Raw genomic sequence first — 15,616 nt, forward strand, 5'->3', positions numbered from 1 at the left:
TTGCGTCTGGAACATGGCAGACTTCGCGCTATGTTGACTCAACCACGGCTTGTAATGTGATAGTGCTCCGCTCGTTAAGCGTTCATTTCAGTGAAATTTTCGGTGATTTCGGTGGGTTGCAGGTTCAGACGGCCGGAGCGCACTGGGTCCAGGGGATTATGACAGCATCGGAAACGCTACAGCGATTTCTCGACGACGTGGCCCTTGCCCTGACCCTGGGCAATTTCGAGGCCTATCGTGCCTGCGTCGAGTTGCCGCTCTCGATCGTGACCTCGGCGGCAAGACTGCTGGTGCGGACCGAGGACGAGCTTGCCGAGGGCTTTGACGAGCTTTGTGACATGCTGTGCTGTCGCGGCGCCACGGACGTCCGGCTGAACGTGCTTCAGGCCAGATTCGATGGGTCCGATCGGCTGATCGGCGTCTATGAATCGCGTTACCTGGGCGATGGCAGGCCTCTCGTGCCGACCTTCTACAGCCGGATCTGGCTGGAGCGCCGCGACGGCGCGTGGAAGGCCACAAAGGTTCACAACACGACCAGCGAGACCCGCTGGCCGATCCTGCTGACCAGGATCGAGACCGATCACCGATTGCCGATGGAGTTCATGCAATGACCGACTTCACCATGACCACCGATGCCGAGGGCGTCGCAACCATCACGTGGGACGTGACGTCCAAGTCCATGAACGTGATGTCCACCGAGGCCTTCGCGCTGTTGTCCGACCTTGTCGATCAGGCGCTGGCCGACGCGGGGGTGAAGGGGATCATCATCACCTCGGGCAAGAAGGATTTCGCCGGTGGGATGGACCTGAACGTCATCGCGCGGATGCGGGCGGGCGGGGCGCAGGCGATCTTCGATGGCGTGATGCAGATGCACCAGGTCCTGCGCAAGATCGAACGCGCGGGGATGGACCCGAAGACGCTGAAAGGCGGCAAGCCGATCGTCGCGGCGCTGCCTGGCACGGCGCTGGGGATCGGGCTGGAACTGCCGCTCGCCTGCCACCGGATCATCGCCGCCGACAACCCGAAGGCCAAGATCGGCCTGCCCGAGATCATGGTCGGCATCTTCCCCGGTGCCGGCGGCACCACCCGCCTGTCGCGCAAGCTGGGCGCGATGATGGCCGCGCCCTTCCTTCTGGAGGGCAAGCTCTCCGACCCGAAATCGGCCAAGGCCGCCGGGCTGATCGACGAGGTCGTGGCGCCGGAAGACCTTCTGAAACGCGCGAAGGAATGGGTGCTGTCGGCCACCGATGCCGATCTGGTGAAACCCTGGGACGCCAAGGGTTACAAGATGCCGGGCGGGGCCCCCTATCACCCGGCCGGGTTCCCGACCTTCGTCGGTGCCAGCGCGATGGTGCACAGCAAGACGATGGGCGTCTATCCGGCGGCGAAGGCGCTTCTGGCGGCGGTGTATGAAGGCGCGCTGGTGCCCTTCGACACGGCGCTGCGGATCGAGGCGCGGCATTTCACCAGCGTGCTGATGAACCCCTCGTCCAGCGCGATGATCCGCAGCCTCTTCATCAACAAGGAGGCGCTGGAGAAGGGCGCGAACCGGCCCAGGGTCGAGGATCAGGCGGTGCGGAAGCTCGGCGTGATCGGTGCGGGCATGATGGGCGCGGGCATCGCCTATGTGGCGGCGAATGCCGGGATCGAGGTCGTGCTGATCGACGCGACGCAAGAAGCCGCCGACCGCGGCAAGGCGCATTCCGAGGGGCTGCTGGACAAGGGCATGAAGCGCGGCAAGGTGACGGCGGAGAAGAAGGCCGAGGTTCTGGGCCGCATCACCGCCACCACCGATTACGCGGCGCTCGCTGGCGCCGATCTGGTGGTGGAGGCGGTCTTCGAGGATCCGAAGGTCAAGCACGAGGTGACGGCCAAGGTCGAGGCGGCGGTGGGGCCGGACTGCATCTATGCCACCAACACCTCGACCCTACCGATCACCGGCCTTGCCGCCGCCAGCCAGCGGCCGGACCAGTTCATCGGCATCCACTTCTTCAGCCCGGTGGACAAGATGAACCTGGTCGAGATCATCCGGGGCAGGAAGACCGGGGACCGCGCCGTCGCCAAGGCGCTGGATTTCGTGCGCCAGATCCGCAAGACCCCGATCGTCGTCAACGACGCCCGCTTCTTCTACGCCAACCGCTGCATCATCCCCTACATCAACGAAGGCATCCGCATGGTCGCCGAAGGGGTGGAGCCGGCGCTGATCGAGAACGCGGCAAAGCTCGTGGGCATGCCGCTGGGCCCGCTGCAACTGGTGGACGAGACCTCGATCGACCTTGGCGTGAAGATCGCCAAGGCCACCAAGGAAGCCATGGGCAAGGACTACCCCGACGAGGCGGTGGACCATGTGCTGTTCTGGATGGCCGATCAGGGGCGTCTGGGCCGCAAGGCGAAGGCCGGCTTCTATGCCTATGACGACAAGGGCGAGCGTCTGGGCCTGTGGGAGGGCCTCGCGCACAAGTATCCCTTGGACAAGATGCAGCCCTCGCTGGCCGATGTGCAGCACCGGATGCTCTTTGCCCAGGTGCTCGAGGCGGTGCGGGCGCTGGAAGAGGGTGTCCTGACCGACATCCGCGAGGGCGACGTGGGCGCGATCCTGGGCTGGGGCTTTGCGCCCTGGTCGGGCGGGCCGTTCAGCTGGCTCGACATGATCGGCGCCGCGCGGGCGGTGGAGATCTGCCGCGGCCTTACGGCCCAGTTCGGCCCGCGCTTCCATGCGCCGGCGCTGCTGCGTGAGATGGCAGAGAAGGGCGAAACCTTCTACGGCCGGTTCGGGGGCGAGAAGGCAGCCGCCTGACGCGACCGCGCCAAAATTCTTCGGCGAAGAATTTTGGCGCCCCCTTGGCTGTCGTCAGGCCGGGGCGGCAGCTGGGTCGCGGGCCAGCTTCAGGGCCTCGGCCAGGACGGCATGGTCGCCGACCTGGTTCATCAGGATCAGGATCAGCCGCGCGTTCAGAGCGTGGCTTTCCGCCTCGCTCAAGCCCTCATGGGCGGCGATCAGGGCGGCATAGCTGTCGTCCGGCCGGGTCAGGTTCGGGGTGGTGATCAGCATGGGGCTCCCTCCTTGCCGATGGCGCGGGCCAGCGCGGCGCTGACGGCGGCCTCGTCATAGCCCTCCCAGCGCGCGGCGACGTGCTGGTCGGGGCGGATCAGATAGACCGCAGACCGCGCCGCGCCCAGGTAGCGAGCGGTCAGTTCGGGCGTGGCCGCGAGCGCGAGGCGCGGCACGGTCAGGCCATGGGCGGTCAGCCGCTCCGGCGCCTCGGCGTCGATCGTCATCAGCGTGAAGCCGCGCCCGAGTTGGGCCAGAAGCCAGCCGCCCGCGGCCGGCGCATCCGGGCAGGGGCTGCCGGGGCGGGTGCGGGCCGGCATCAGGGCGTGATCCGGCCCGTTCAGCGCCGAGCCGTCATGGGTGCAGGGCACCGACAGCCGGCCCGAGTTCACCAGGGTCCGGGCGAAGGGCAGGTGTTCGGCCAGTTGCAGGACGGCGTTGCGGAACAGCTTCGACACCGGCGACTTCGGCGTGATGAAATCGGTCGCCCGTGTGGAGTTCAGGATGTTTTCGTCCGCGGCCTGCACCCGTTCGGCGTCATAGCTGTCCAGCAGGGCTTCCGGTGCGGTCCCCTCGACCACCAGCGCCAGTTTCCAGGCCAGGTTGTCCACGTCCTGGATGCCGGAATTCGCCCCGCGCGCGCCGAAGGGCGACACCTGATGCGCCGAATCGCCCGCAAAGAGCACCCGGCCATGCCGGAACCGCTCCATTCGCCGGCACTGGAAGGTGTAGATCGAGCACCAGTCGAGCTCATATTCCACCCCCGGCCCCAGCATGGCATCGACGCGGGCGCGGATGCGGGCCGGTTCCAGTTCCCGCGCGCGGTCGATGTTCCAGCCCAGCTGGAAGTCGATGCGCCAGATGTCGTCGGGCTGCTTGTGCAGCAGGGCCGAGTCGCCGGACTTGAAATGCGGCTCGAACCAGAACCAGCGTTCGGTCGGGAAGTCGGCCTTCATCTTCACGTCGGCGATCAGGAAGTTGTCCTCGAACACCCGGCCGTCGAAGGCGAGGCCCAGCATCCCGCGCAAGGGGCTTCGGGCGCCGTCGCAGGCGATCAGCCAGTCGGCCTGAAGCCGGTAGGGGCCGTCCGGGGTCGTCACCTCCAGCGTCACATGGTCGGCCCCGGGCGTCACGGCATCGACGCGGTTGCGCCCGCGCAGCTCGATCGGCGCGCCTTCGGCCTGGGCGGTAAGGATCGCGTCGTGCAGGAACTTCTCGAACCAGGGCTGTTGCAGGTTGATGAAGGCGGGGAAGGCATGGCCGCCTTCGGGCAGGAGGTTGAACTCGTAAAGCAGTCGGTCGTCGTGGAACACCTTGCCCAGGTTCCACTGCACGCCCTTGGCCAGCATCGGCCCCGCGGCACCCAGACGGTCGCAGATCTCCAGCGTGCGCTTGGCAAAGCAGAGCGCCCGGCTGCCCAGCCCCGCGCCCTCGTGATCGTCGAGGAGCAGCACCGGAACCCCGCGTCGTCCGAGGTCCAGCGCTATGGCCAGGCCGATGGGACCGCCGCCCACCACGATCACCTTGTGGCGGACCGGCGCCGGGGCGTCCTGGTCCGGCGAGCGGGCATAGGGATAGAGGCGGAAGGCGACCTTGTAGCGGTCCTGGACAAGTTCGGTCATCGGCTTCCCCCGTTTGCCCATTCAGCCCTGCAAGGCCGCCCACATTTCCAGATCGCGCTGGGCGGTCCAGATCCGGGGGTGATGGATGCCGCGCGCCTCGTCATAGGCGCGGGCGACGTTGAAGGGCAGGCAGTGCTCGTAGATCGCGTAGTCCTTGAACTTCGGGTCGCATTCGGCGCGACAGGCATCCCAGGCCTCTTTCAGCGTCCCGTTGCGCGCGGCGACGCGGGAGACCGGCTTGTAGGTCGACTCCACGAAGTCCTTCGTCCGGTCCAGCGCCCCGTTCACCGCCGCGTGCCCCACCACCGCGTCGCCCCGGCCCGGCGCGATGGCGTCGAGGTCGTAGGCCCGGATCGCCTCGAGCGTCGGGCCCCAGTCGGCGAAATGGCCGTCGCCGCAGTAGCAGGCGGAATGGGCCTCGACGATGTCGCCGGTGAACATCACGTTCTGGTCCGGCACATGGATCACCGCATCCCCCGCCGTGTGCGCCCGGCCAAGCTGGAGGATGTCCACCCGCCGCCGGCCGAGCCAGACGGTCATCTTTCCGTTGAAGGTCGTCGTGGGCCAGGTCAGGCCGGGGATCGACTCGTGCCCCTGGAACAGGCGCGGGAACCGCTGGAATTCGCTGTCCCAGTCCTCTTGCCCCCGCTCGGCCACCATGTTGCGGGCGGCTTCGGACATGATGATCTGCGGCGCCCTGAAGGCCGAGGCGCCGAGGACGCGCACCGCGTGGTAATGTGTCAGGACCACATGGCTGATCGGCTTGTCGGTGACGGTCCGGATGCAGTCGATCACCTTCTGCGCAAGGCGCGGGGTCGCCTGCGCCTCGACCACCATCACGGAGTCGCAGCCGATGATGACGCCGGAATTCGGGTCGCCCTCGGCGGTGAAGGCGTAAAGGCCTTCGCCGATCTCGGTGAAGCTGATCTTCTTCTCGGTCAGGTCGCCCTGCGATGCGAAGGCCTTGGCCATGGGTCAGCTCCTTGCGTAGGGCTCGGCCAGCGCGGCCAGCACCTTGCCGGTGCAGTCGCCGAAGCCGATGGTGTAGCCGTCGCCCCGGGCCTGGCCGCGCAGCGTGAGGGTGTCGTTGTCCTCGATGAAGCTGCGGCTGCCGCCGGCGATGGCGACCGGTTCCTTGCCGCCCCAGCTCAACTCCAGCAAGCTTCCGCGGCTGTCGGGGGTCGGACCTGAGATCGTGCCGGACCCGAGGAGATCGCCCGCGTTCATCGGGCAGCCCGAGGTCGTGTGATGCGCCAGCTGCTGGGCGGCGGAATAGTACATCTCGCGGTAGTTGGTGCGGGAGATGACGGTCTCCGGCCCGCCCTCGGGGGCCAGCGCGACCTCGAGCGCGATGTCGTAGAGCATCGGCCCAGGCTCGGCCAGGTAGGGCAGAAGCGGCACCTCGCGCGGCGGGGTGGGGACGCGGAAGGGCTCCAGCGCAGCCTTCATGACGACCCAGGGGCTGATCGTGGTCGCCGTCGCCTTGGCCTGGAAGGGGCCGAGCGGCTGGTATTCCCAGGCCTGGATGTCGCGCGCCGACCAGTCGTTGAGAAGGACATAGCCGAAGATCATCGCGTCAGCTTCGGCCACCGTGACCGGCCCGGAAGAGGGCAGGCCCACGACCGCGCCCAGTTCCAGTTCGAAGTCGAACCGGCGCGAGGGCTGGAAGGCGGGCATGGCGTGATCGGGTCCCTTCACCTGCCCCCAGGGCCGGCGGACCGGCGTGCCCGACACCACCACCGAGGAGGCCCGCCCGTTGTAGCCGATCGGGATGTGCAGCCAGTTCGGCGGCAGGGCGTTCTCGGGCCCGCGGAACATGCTGCCCACGTTGAAGGCGTGATAGCGACCCGCGTAGAAATCGGTGTATTCGCTGACGAGGAAGGGCATGTGCAGCGTCACGTCCGCCAGCGGATGCAGGAAGGGCTGCACGGCCTCGCGCTCTGCCGCACCGTCCGACAGGACCGCGGTCAGCCTGGCGCGGAGGGCGGCCCAGACCTCGGGCCCGGCCTCCATCAGGTCGTTCCAGAACGGCACGTCGAGCCAGGGGCCGCCGGGCAGGTGCAGAAGCCCCGCCTCCTCCAGCCCCGCGACATCCAGCACCCGGTCGCCGATGGCGACACCGCAGCGCGGCTCCTCGCCTTTGCGCGAAAAGACGCCGCAGGGCAGGTTGTTCAGCGGAAATGGGCAATCCGGCGCATTGGCGCTGGCAAGCCAGGAACGGATCAGGGGCATCAGTCGCCGTCCTCTTCCTCGTCGGGCCGGGTCAGGCCGCGCTCGATGGATCCGGCCAGCCTGAACCCCCAGAGGATCAGCCCGGCGATGACCGCACCCATGACCAGGGTGAAGGCCAGTGTCATTTCACCCCCGGCGTGCCGTCGAACTTCTTCTCGAGGCTGCCCCAGCAGTCGATGTAATCCTCCTGCAGATGGCCGGCGGTCGCGGCCCAGGGGGTCAGGTGCTGCGGGAAACGGGTCTCGAACATGAAGGACATGGTGTCGTCCAGCTTCTCGGGCTTGAGGTCCGCGTTCGAGGCGCCCTCGAAGGCCTGCTTGTCCGGCCCGTGCGGCAGCATGCAGTTGTGCAGGCTCATGCCGCCGGGGACGAAGCCCTTGGGCTTGGCGTCGTAGATGCCGTAGATGTTGCCCATCAGCTCCGACATGACGTTCCTGTGGTACCACGGTGGGCGGAAGGTGTTTTCGGCCACCATCCAGCGTTCGCGGAACAGGACGAAGTCGATGTTCGCGGTCCCCTCGACGCCCGAAGGCGCGGTGAGCACGGTGAAGATCGACGGGTCGGGATGGTCGAAGAGGATCGCGCCGACCGGGCAATAGGTGCGCAGGTCGTATTTGCAGGGCGCATAGTTGCCGTGCCAGGCCACCACGTCCAGCGGCGAGTGGCCGATCTCGGTCACATGGAACTGGCCGCACCACTTGACGGTGACGGTCGAAGGCGCCTCGCGGTCCTCGAAGGCGGCGACGGGCGTCTTGAAGTCGCGCCGGTTGGCCATGCAGTTCGCCCCGATCGGGCCACGGCCCGGCAGCTGGAACTTCTGGCCGTAGTTCTCGCAGACGAAGCCGCGGGCGGGGCCTTCCAGCACCTCGACCCGATAGACGAGCCCGCGCGGCAGGATGGCGATCTCGCGCGGCTCGAGGTCGATGATGCCAAGCTCGGTGCAGAAGCGCAGCCGGCCCTCCTGCGGGACGACGAGCAGCTCGCCATCGGCCGAGAAGAAGTATTCGTCCCGCATCGACGAGTTGACCAGATACATGTGGCTGGCCATGCCGGTCTGGGTGTTCACATCCCCCGCCGTGGTCATGGTGCGCATGCCGGTGATCCATGTCAGGGGTTCCGCCGGGACGGGGACGGGATCCCAGCGATACTGGCCGAGGCTGATGATGTCGGGGTCGATGCAGGGGGCCGAGCGCCAGAGCGGCACCTGGATCTTGCGGAAGCGGTGCGTGTGCTTGACCGAGGGGCGGATGCGGTAGCACCAGGTGCGTTCGTTCTGGTGGCTGGGCGCGGTGAAGGCGGTGCCGGACAGCTGCTCGCCGTAAAGCCTGTAATTGCATTTCTGCGGGCTGTTCATGCCCTGCGGCAGGGCGCCCGGCAGGGCCTCGGTCTCGAAATCGTTGCCGAAGCCCGGCATGTAGCCTTCGTGCGGGCCGGCGATGGACGCGGCGCGGATCATGCCCTTGGGAAGGGAATGGCTGGTCATCGGCACCTCCTGAGGTCGGGGCAGAGGGTCGGGGATCGGATCCGCCCTTGCCCGGGCGGTGCTTTTGGTCTTGTATAGTTGCTAATGCAACCAAGTCAACATGAAGTTGCATCTGCAACGAACTGGAGAGGCGATGCCCGAGACGGTGCTTCATGATTACTGGCGGTCCTCGGCCGCCTACCGGGTGCGGATCGGGCTGCACCTGCTGGGCCTGCCGTTCCGCTCGATCCCGGTGGATCTGACGGCGGGAGAGCAGACGGGGCCGGAGAACCTGGCGCTGAACCCGCAGGGCCTGGTGCCGACGCTGGAGATCGACGGGATCCGCCTGACGCAGTCGCTGGCGATCCTGGAATATCTGGACGAGACGCGGGGCGCGGGCTGGCTGCCCGGGGATGCGGCTGGGCGGGCCGAGGTGCGGGCGATGGCCTATGCCGTGGCGATGGACACTCATCCGGTCTGCAACCTGCGCGTGGCGCAGCATGCCGTCAGCCTCGGGGCAACGATGGAGGGCTGGATGCAGCATTTCATTCCCCTTGGCCTTGCGGGGCTGGAGGGGCTGTTTCAGCGCGCGCCCTTCGGGCGGTTCTGCCGGGGCGATGCGGTGACGCTGGCCGACATCTGCCTGCTGCCGCAGGTCTACAACGCCCGTCGCTGGGGGGTGGACCTTGCCCCCTTTCCGCGCATCGCCGCCATTGCCGCGGCGCTGGAGCCCCTGCCCGCCTTCCAGGCCGCGCATCCCGACCGGGCGAGGCCCCCGGCATGACCGACCCGACCGGCGATTTCGATTTGCAGGATTTCCTGCCCTACCTCCTGAACCAGGCGGCCGAGGCGACCTCGCGCGGGTTTCAGGCCGCCTACCGCGACCGCTACGGCTTTACCCGCACGCAATGGCGGGTGCTGGCCAACCTGGGCAAGTTCGGCGCGATGACCGCGCGCGACATCTGCGCGATCAGCCATATCGAGAAGACCAAGGTCAGCCGCGCCGTGGCTGCGCTGGAACAGGCCGGGATGCTGGCCCGCGCGCAAAGCCCGACCGATGGCCGGGCCGAGCTTCTGTCGCTGACCGACAGGGGTCGGGTGGTCTTTGCCGATCTGGGCAGGCTTGCGCTCGCCTTCGACCGCCAGTTGCGCGCGCTGCTGGGCGAGGCCGATGCGGGGCAGCTGGTCGCGCTGCTGCGTCGGCTGGCCGAGGCCGCCCCGCCCGGCGAGGCGGCAGGGGACTGAAGCCCTACAGCGCCGAGAACCCGGCCTCTAGCGCCGAGAGGATCTTCGACACATCGGCCTCGGACACCACCAGGGGCGGGGACAGGATGATGTTGTTGCCCGAGACGCGGATCATCACCCCAGCCTCGTAGGTGGCGCGATGCACCCTGGCGATGACCTTCTTGTCGATGGGCGCCTTGGTGGCGCGGTCCGAGACCAGTTCCAGCGCGCACATCAGCCCGTGCCCGCCGCGCACGTCGCCGATCACCGTGTGCCTCGCCATCAGCGCCTGAAGCCCGGCGAACAGCTGCGCGCCCCGGGCGGCGGCGTTGCGGTGGATCTGCAACCGCTCGGTTTCCTTCAGGCAGGCGATGGCGGCGGCGGCGCCGACCGGGTGGCCGGAATAGGTGTAGCCCGAACCGATCGCCCCCTTGCCGCTGGTGTCTTTCTCGAACACCTCGGCCACGGCTTCCGAGATCATCACCGCGCCGAAGGGGAAATAGCCGTTGGTGATCGCCTTGGCCGAAACCAGAAGGTCCGGCTGCACCCCCCAGTGGCGCGAGCCCGTCCAGCCGCTGGTGCGGCCGAAGGCGGTGATGACCTCGTCGGCGATCAGCAGGATCCCGTATTTCGAGCACAGCGCCCGCACCCCCGGCATGAAGCTTTCGTGCGGCGGGATCACCCCGCCCGCGCCGAGGACCGGCTCCATGATGAAGGCGGCGATGGTGGAGGCGTCCTGGAACCTAATCTCGTCCTCGATCGCGGCAAGGCAGAGCTGCGCCAGCCGCGCCGGGTCGGTCTCGTTGAACGGATTGCGGTAGGTGTAGGGCGCGGGCGTGTGGAAGCAGCCCGGCATCAGGGGTTCATACTGGGTGCGGAAATTGGCGTTGCCGTTGACCGAGGCGCCCAGGGTATGCGTGCCGTGATAGCCCTTCTTGAGACTGAGGAACTTGACCCGCCCGCCCTCGCCCCGGATCTTGTGATACTGCCGCGCCAGCCGCAGCGCGACCTCCACCCCGTCCGACCCACCGCTAGTGTAGAAGGCGCGGGACAGCCCGTCGGGGGCGAAGAAGGCGGCCAGCATTTCGGCCAGTTCGATGACGTTGTCGTTCGTGGTGCCGCGGAAGATCGAGTAGTAGGGCAGCCGGTTCAGCTGCGCTGTGATCGCGTCCTTCACCGGCTGGCAGGAATAGCCGAGGTTGACGTTCCACAGCCCCCCCACCGCGTCGATGGTGCGGTAGCCGTCCACGTCGATGATCTCGACCCCTTCCGCCTCGCAGATGATGTCGGGCGGGTTGGCCAGGCTGTCGGCCGGATGCGCCATCGGGTGCCAGAGGTGCCGGGCGTTGTGTTCCTTGAGGAAGTTGGAATCCTTCATCGGGCGGTCTCCTGTTCCAGAAGCGCAAGCGCGCGGGCGTAGCCGTCGCCGGGGCGGGTGACATCGAAATGGACGAAGGGCATGCCGACGGCCTCGGCGCCCTTCAGGTTCCTCGCCTGGTCGTCCACGAAGACGCAGGCCGCGGGCGGCAGGCCCAGACCCTCGGTGACCATGAGGAAGGCGCGGGGGTCGGGTTTCAGGATGCCGGTATGGGTGGCGTCCACGATCAGGTCGAAATCGGCAAGGAAGGGCAGCTTCGCCCGGAAGTCGGCGCCGTAGAAGAGGTCGAGTTCGTTCGAGAGGATCGCCAGCCGGTGCCCCGCGGCCCTTGCCTCTGCGATTGCCGCCAGCGCCTCGGGCCGGATCACCGCCGCCGGGTCCGCGCCCCGGACCCGGCCGACGAACTGGGGAAATTCGGACCAGGCCTCGCCCACCAGCGCGCCCGTTTCGCGCATGCGTAGCGCCCAGTAGTCGCGTTCCGTCATCTCGCCCGCCTGCATCGCCCGCCACGGCGCGTCCGAGGCCGGATCGAAGGGCCCCCGCCAGGTCAACGCGCCGGGGGGCAGGCCCAGCGCGGCCTCGGAGAGTGCATGGGTTTCAAACAGCGTCTTCGAGATCACCCCGCCGAAGTCGAGGACGAGGGCGCGGTTCACAGCTTCACCCAGGCGGTCTTGAGGTTCAGGAACTTGTCGAGGGCATGCAGCGACTTGTCGTGCCCGTTGCCGGACTGGCCGACCCCGCCCAGCGGCACGGTCAGGTCGGACCCGCCGTAGGTGTTGACATGCACCAGCCCTGCGCGGATCGCCCGGACCATGCGATGCGCGCGCGACAGATTCGCGGTCCAGACGGCGGCGGCCAGGCCGTAGTCGGTGCCATTGGCCAGCGCCACCGCCTCGGCCTCGGTGTCGAAGGGGGTGACGGTGACGACCGGGCCGAAGACCTCGTGCCGGAACACGCGGTCTTCGGGCGCGGCATCGGCAACGATGGCGGGGGACATGTAGAAGCCGCCCGTGCCTTCCAGGATCCGCGCGCCGCCGATCACCTGCCGGCCGGCCGCCCGCGCCTCCTCGACGAAGGCGAGGTTCTGGCGCAGCTGGCGATCCGAGTTCACCGCGCCGGCCTGGGTGGCGAGGTCCAATGGGTCGCCCACCTTCATCGCGGCGGCATGGGCGGCGAGCTTCTCGACAAAGGCCGCATGGATGCTGCGCTCCACGAGAAGGCGCGAGCCGGCGATGCAGACCTGGCCCGAGTTGCGGAAGATGCCGTGGGCCGCGACCTTCGCCGCCTCGTCCAGGTCCGGGGCATCGGCAAACACCACATTCGGCGACTTGCCGCCCAGTTCCAGATAGACCCGCTTCAGGTTCGACCGCGCCGAGGCCTCCATCAGCCGCCGCCCCGTGGCGCCCGAGCCGGTGAAGACCAGCACATCCACCTGCATCGACCCGGCAATCGCCGCGCCGACCACCGCGCCCTCGCCGGTGACGACGTTGAAGACGCCGGGGGGCAGGCCGGCCTCGATGCCCAGTTCCGCGATGCGCAGCAGCGTCAGACAGGCGGTCTCGGCCGGTTTCAGCACCATCGTGCAGCCGGCAGCCAGCGCCGGGGCGAATTTCCAGGCGCCGATCATCAGCGGGAAGTTCCAGGGCACGATGGCACCCACCACGCCCACCGGTTCGCGGTGGACAAGGCCCAGGAAGGCGGGATCGGTCGGCGCGATCTCTCCCGCCAGCTTGTCGATGGCTTCCGCGTAATAGCGCAAGGTGGCTACGGCCGAAGCTGGTTCGGCCTTCAGCGCCATTCCGATCTCGGTCCCGTTCTCGCGCACGCCGAGGACGGCGAGTTCCAGCGCCCGGGCCTCGATCAGATCGGCCCATCTCAGCAGCACCTTCTTGCGCGCGGCGGGGGCCATGCCCGACCAGCGGCCATCGTCGAAGGCCCGGCGCGCGGCGTCGATGGCGGCCTCGGCATCGGCCCGCGTGCCCCGGGCGCAGGTGGTCAGCTGCCGGCCGTCGATGGGCGAGACGACGGGCATCGTGCCCCCGTCCGAGGCAGCGACCCGGCGGCCGTCCACGACATGCAGGGCGGGCTCCACGGGCAGGACACGCAGGCGGTCGATCTCGGCTTGGGTCATATCGGTTCGTTATTTACACCAGCGGTTCATATGATGCGCCGTTTGCCGATGCCGGTCAATCCGGCAATCTCGCAGCGCCCGAGGGTCTCAGGAAACCGACAGCCGGTCAGGCGGAGGCAAAGCGGCTTGCGGCAGCGCGGAACTCGGCCGAGGGGTGGCCGCCGATGCCGGCGGTCAGCTTGCCGGATTCGGCGAAAAGCGCAGTGATGATCTGGCGGCGCAGATCGTTCGTCATCCGGTGGGCCGGCACGGCGACAGCGACCGCCCCGGCCGGGGTGCCGTCGGTATCGAAGACCGGCATGGCGATGCCATAGACATCATCCTCGTTGGTCTGGTCGGCCTCGGCATAGCCGGTCAGGCGCACCTCTTGCAGCCGGGCGCGGATCACGTCCGGATCGGTCGGCGTGCGCGAGGTCCGCGCCGTCAGCGGCTCGGCCAGCACGCGGTCCACGACCTCGGGACGCGAAAAGGCCAGCACCGCAAGGCCGGAGGCAGTGCTGTGGAACGGCAGGATCTCGCCCGCCACCAGCGAGACGCGGCTGCCCCGGCTGGCCTCGCTGACTCCGATGGTGGCCAGCGCCCGGCCCGAAACCAGCGAGGCATGCGCCGTCTCGCCGATCTGCGCCGACAACGCGTCGAGCGACTGCTGGAACACGGCAGAGACCGGAAAGGCGGTCTCGCGCACCCGCGCCAGGCGCAGCACCCCCGCCCCCAGCCGGTAAAGCCGCGCATCGCCGCGCTTTTCCAGCAGGCCGTGGTCGCACATCACCGAAAGCATCCGGTGCACCGTCGCCTTGTCCACGCCCGAACGGCGCGCAAGTTCGGACAGGCCGATCTCGGGTTCGGAGTCCGAAAAGTAGTCCAGCAGGGACAGGGCCTTTGCAACCGTGCTTGACATGATCCCCCCGAAGGCGCCCCGGCCGACCGGCCCGACGGCAAAAACGTTGACGCAACCGTGGATGCCGAGCTATATTTGAACCATCATTGATAATAATGAACCGATGGGAGGTCGTCAATGCCGAAGTTCACCTCTGCCCTCTTTGCCCTGCTTGCCGCGGGCGTCGCCGGTCCGGCCCTGGCCGAATACCCCGACCGGCCCGTCAGCTTTGTCGTGCCCTTCCCGCCCGGCGACCTTGAGGACGTGCTGACCCGCATGATCGCCGAGGACTTCCAGGCGAAATACGGGGTCGCGGCGGCGGTGGTGAACAAGCCGTCCGAAGGCGGCCCCTTCCCCGGCGCGGCCGAAGTCGCCGCCGCTCCGGCCGACGGCTACACCATCGGCTCCTTCGTGGTGGATATCCCCGTGGTCGGTCCCGAGGTCGGCGTGCCCGGCCTTAACCCCGACCCGTTCGAGCCGCTGGGCATCTTCCTGACCTATCCCTTCGTGATCGCCACCTCGGCCGACAAGCCCTATTCGACCATGGCGGAACTGGCCGAACACTCGAAGACCGAGCCGCAGCTCCTGGGCCATTTCGGCGCCTTCCTGTTGCCGACGCAGGCCACCTTCGCCGCCGCCAAGGAACTGGGCTTCGAATGGGGCGGCGAGGCCTCGGCCGGGGCGCTGGACTGCAACTCGCTGGCCTCGGGCGATTTCGACGTGATCAACACCACGATCCAGCAGATGCTGCCCTGCCTCGACAGCGTGAAGATCCTGGCCACGGTGACCGACGGGCCGATCTCGGTCGTGCCGGATGCGCCGACGCTGGCCTCGGTCGCGCCGGACCTTAACATCTCGCTGTGGAACGGGCTGTTCGTCCACAAGGACACGCCGGCCGACGTGCGCGAGAAGATCATCGCTTCGGCGAAGGAGACCATGGCGTCGGCCCGCGCGCAGGAGCTGGCGGCGCAGACGGGTGCGATCGTCTACTGGATGGATGCCGAGGAGGCAAAGGCGCGCATCGCCTCGGACATCGAGGTGTCGGGTCGCATCGCCGCGATGCTGGGCGAATAGGCCCGAGGAAAGGCCGGCCGGATGCGCGAGGGGCCCGAGGATCAGCCGCATGTCTTTCCCCACGGCCGCCGGCCGGGAGAGATGCTGTTCGTCACGATCACGATGACGGTGGCCGTGGCGCTTCTGGCGGCGCTGCCCTGGCAGACGACATGGCTGCCGGGCAAGGGGCTGGCGGCGCAGCCGCGCTTCTGGCCGGCGGTTTCGCTCGGCGGGGTGGTGCTGTTCGGCCTCTTGAACGCGCTCACGCGGCTGCGCGTGCCCCGCACGCCGGGCCGTTGGCAGGAAGCCGCGGTCTGGCTTCGGTCGCTGGAGTTCATCGGCTGGTACATGCTCTATGTCCTGGCGATCCCGGTGATCGGCTATCTGGCCGCGACGCTGGCCTTCTGCACCGGGCTTGCCCTGCGCACCGGCTATCGCGGGCGGGCGGTCTGGATTGCAGCCGCTTTCGGCCTGCTCGTCGTCCTGGTCTTCAAGACCGGGATGAACGTGAAGATCCCCTCGGGCGCGATCTACGACCATGCGCCCGAGGGCCTGCGCTACCTGCTGATGCGGTATTTCTGAGGG

At 68.1% G+C, this 15,616-nt stretch carries 16 protein-coding genes; 6 read left to right on the plus strand and 10 right to left on the minus strand.

From position 1 onward, the window contains the following. Positions 1 to 158: 158 nt before the first annotated feature. Positions 159 to 611 (plus strand): hypothetical protein, encoded by a 453-nt coding sequence (locus tag ACK4IU_RS14330; RefSeq protein WP_409736381.1) that lies wholly within the window; start codon positions 159 to 161, stop codon positions 609 to 611. Then, the gene (locus tag ACK4IU_RS14335; protein ID WP_409736383.1) at positions 608 to 2,797 is read left to right on the plus strand and encodes an FAD-dependent oxidoreductase; all 2,190 of its coding nucleotides are present in this window, start codon (positions 608 to 610) and stop codon (positions 2,795 to 2,797) included. Before ACK4IU_RS14330 ends, ACK4IU_RS14335 begins: the two co-directional genes overlap by 4 nt. 54 nt (positions 2,798 to 2,851) lie before the next feature. On the opposite strand, the gene ACK4IU_RS14340 is transcribed toward ACK4IU_RS14335, so the two are convergent. From ACK4IU_RS14340 to hmgA, 6 genes are read right to left on the minus strand one after another with little or no spacing between them, the layout of a single operon-like run. Beyond that, a complete protein-coding gene (locus tag ACK4IU_RS14340; protein ID WP_409736385.1) occupies positions 2,852 to 3,052 on the minus strand; it encodes a DUF2783 domain-containing protein in 201 nt (66 codons plus the stop codon). Then, positions 3,046 to 4,674, minus strand: coding sequence for an FAD-dependent oxidoreductase (locus tag ACK4IU_RS14345; RefSeq protein WP_409736387.1), 1,629 nt, complete (start codon positions 4,672 to 4,674; stop codon positions 3,046 to 3,048). Before ACK4IU_RS14345 ends, ACK4IU_RS14340 begins: the two co-directional genes overlap by 7 nt. A gap of 21 nt (positions 4,675 to 4,695) precedes the next feature. Continuing rightward, entirely contained in the window at positions 4,696 to 5,646 is a 951-nt protein-coding gene (locus ACK4IU_RS14350) for an MBL fold metallo-hydrolase (protein WP_409736389.1), read from the minus strand. A 3-nt stretch (positions 5,647 to 5,649) separates the two neighbouring features. Next, positions 5,650 to 6,906 carry a fumarylacetoacetase gene (gene fahA / locus ACK4IU_RS14355; RefSeq protein WP_409736391.1) on the minus strand — a complete coding sequence of 419 codons (1,257 nt, stop codon included), beginning with the start codon at positions 6,904 to 6,906 and terminating at the stop codon, positions 5,650 to 5,652. Then, on the minus strand, positions 6,906 to 7,031 hold the full coding sequence (locus ACK4IU_RS14360; RefSeq protein ID WP_409736393.1) for a hypothetical protein: 126 nt from the start codon (positions 7,029 to 7,031) through the stop codon (positions 6,906 to 6,908). Before ACK4IU_RS14360 ends, fahA begins: the two co-directional genes overlap by 1 nt. Continuing rightward, positions 7,028 to 8,389: a homogentisate 1,2-dioxygenase gene (gene hmgA / locus ACK4IU_RS14365; protein WP_409736395.1), complete on the minus strand. Its 1,362-nt coding sequence runs from the start codon at positions 8,387 to 8,389 to the stop codon at positions 7,028 to 7,030. Before hmgA ends, ACK4IU_RS14360 begins: the two co-directional genes overlap by 4 nt. Before the next feature lie 100 nt (positions 8,390 to 8,489). Here hmgA and maiA point away from each other — a divergent pair, with 100 nt between their 5' ends. After that, entirely contained in the window at positions 8,490 to 9,152 is a 663-nt protein-coding gene (gene maiA, locus ACK4IU_RS14370; protein ID WP_409736397.1) for a maleylacetoacetate isomerase, read from the plus strand. Continuing rightward, the gene (locus tag ACK4IU_RS14375; RefSeq protein WP_409736399.1) at positions 9,149 to 9,613 is read left to right on the plus strand and encodes a MarR family winged helix-turn-helix transcriptional regulator; all 465 of its coding nucleotides are present in this window, start codon (positions 9,149 to 9,151) and stop codon (positions 9,611 to 9,613) included. The genes maiA and ACK4IU_RS14375 overlap by 4 nt, the downstream gene beginning before the upstream one ends. Positions 9,614 to 9,617: 4 nt before the next feature. Here the strand turns inward: ACK4IU_RS14375 and ACK4IU_RS14380 are convergent, their stop codons facing one another. The 4 genes from ACK4IU_RS14380 to ACK4IU_RS14395 form a co-directional block, all read right to left on the minus strand. Then, positions 9,618 to 10,970, minus strand: a complete 1,353-nt coding sequence (locus ACK4IU_RS14380) for an aminotransferase class III-fold pyridoxal phosphate-dependent enzyme (RefSeq protein WP_409736401.1) — start codon at positions 10,968 to 10,970, stop codon at positions 9,618 to 9,620. Continuing rightward, positions 10,967 to 11,623, minus strand: coding sequence for an HAD-IA family hydrolase (locus ACK4IU_RS14385; protein WP_409736403.1), 657 nt, complete (start codon positions 11,621 to 11,623; stop codon positions 10,967 to 10,969). The genes ACK4IU_RS14380 and ACK4IU_RS14385 overlap by 4 nt, the downstream gene beginning before the upstream one ends. Beyond that, the gene (locus tag ACK4IU_RS14390; protein ID WP_409736405.1) at positions 11,620 to 13,101 is read right to left on the minus strand and encodes an aldehyde dehydrogenase family protein; all 1,482 of its coding nucleotides are present in this window, start codon (positions 13,099 to 13,101) and stop codon (positions 11,620 to 11,622) included. Before ACK4IU_RS14390 ends, ACK4IU_RS14385 begins: the two co-directional genes overlap by 4 nt. Before the next feature lie 106 nt (positions 13,102 to 13,207). Next, on the minus strand, positions 13,208 to 13,999 hold the full coding sequence (locus ACK4IU_RS14395; RefSeq protein ID WP_409736407.1) for an IclR family transcriptional regulator: 792 nt from the start codon (positions 13,997 to 13,999) through the stop codon (positions 13,208 to 13,210). Between the two features lie 117 nt (positions 14,000 to 14,116). Here ACK4IU_RS14395 and ACK4IU_RS14400 point away from each other — a divergent pair, with 117 nt between their 5' ends. Beyond that, the gene (locus tag ACK4IU_RS14400; RefSeq protein WP_409736409.1) at positions 14,117 to 15,052 is read left to right on the plus strand and encodes a tripartite tricarboxylate transporter substrate-binding protein; all 936 of its coding nucleotides are present in this window, start codon (positions 14,117 to 14,119) and stop codon (positions 15,050 to 15,052) included. 21 nt (positions 15,053 to 15,073) lie between these two features. Next, complete coding sequence (locus ACK4IU_RS14405) at positions 15,074 to 15,613, plus strand: tripartite tricarboxylate transporter TctB family protein (RefSeq protein ID WP_409736411.1); 540 nt, start codon at positions 15,074 to 15,076, stop codon at positions 15,611 to 15,613. Positions 15,614 to 15,616: the final 3 nt, after the last annotated feature.

It is taken from the genome of Tabrizicola flagellatus (assembly GCF_046295235.1).
Classification (GTDB): domain Bacteria; phylum Pseudomonadota; class Alphaproteobacteria; order Rhodobacterales; family Rhodobacteraceae; genus Tabrizicola; species Tabrizicola flagellata_A.

Coding starts and splice junctions, on each gene's coding strand:
- ACK4IU_RS14375 (WP_409736399.1), top strand. CDS start 9,149: ATGACCGACCCGACCGGCGATTTCGATTTGCAGGATTTCCTGCCCTAC.
- ACK4IU_RS14340 (WP_409736385.1), bottom strand. CDS start 3,052: ATGCTGATCACCACCCCGAACCTGACCCGGCCGGACGACAGCTATGCC.
- ACK4IU_RS14390 (WP_409736405.1), bottom strand. CDS start 13,101: ATGACCCAAGCCGAGATCGACCGCCTGCGTGTCCTGCCCGTGGAGCCC.
- ACK4IU_RS14380 (WP_409736401.1), bottom strand. CDS start 10,970: ATGAAGGATTCCAACTTCCTCAAGGAACACAACGCCCGGCACCTCTGG.
- hmgA (WP_409736395.1), bottom strand. CDS start 8,389: ATGACCAGCCATTCCCTTCCCAAGGGCATGATCCGCGCCGCGTCCATC.
- ACK4IU_RS14400 (WP_409736409.1), top strand. CDS start 14,117: ATGCCGAAGTTCACCTCTGCCCTCTTTGCCCTGCTTGCCGCGGGCGTC.
- fahA (WP_409736391.1), bottom strand. CDS start 6,906: ATGCCCCTGATCCGTTCCTGGCTTGCCAGCGCCAATGCGCCGGATTGC.
- ACK4IU_RS14330 (WP_409736381.1), top strand. CDS start 159: ATGACAGCATCGGAAACGCTACAGCGATTTCTCGACGACGTGGCCCTT.
- ACK4IU_RS14350 (WP_409736389.1), bottom strand. CDS start 5,646: ATGGCCAAGGCCTTCGCATCGCAGGGCGACCTGACCGAGAAGAAGATC.
- ACK4IU_RS14345 (WP_409736387.1), bottom strand. CDS start 4,674: ATGACCGAACTTGTCCAGGACCGCTACAAGGTCGCCTTCCGCCTCTAT.
- ACK4IU_RS14360 (WP_409736393.1), bottom strand. CDS start 7,031: ATGACACTGGCCTTCACCCTGGTCATGGGTGCGGTCATCGCCGGGCTG.
- ACK4IU_RS14395 (WP_409736407.1), bottom strand. CDS start 13,999: ATGTCAAGCACGGTTGCAAAGGCCCTGTCCCTGCTGGACTACTTTTCG.
- maiA (WP_409736397.1), top strand. CDS start 8,490: ATGAAGTTGCATCTGCAACGAACTGGAGAGGCGATGCCCGAGACGGTG.
- ACK4IU_RS14335 (WP_409736383.1), top strand. CDS start 608: ATGACCGACTTCACCATGACCACCGATGCCGAGGGCGTCGCAACCATC.
- ACK4IU_RS14405 (WP_409736411.1), top strand. CDS start 15,074: ATGCGCGAGGGGCCCGAGGATCAGCCGCATGTCTTTCCCCACGGCCGC.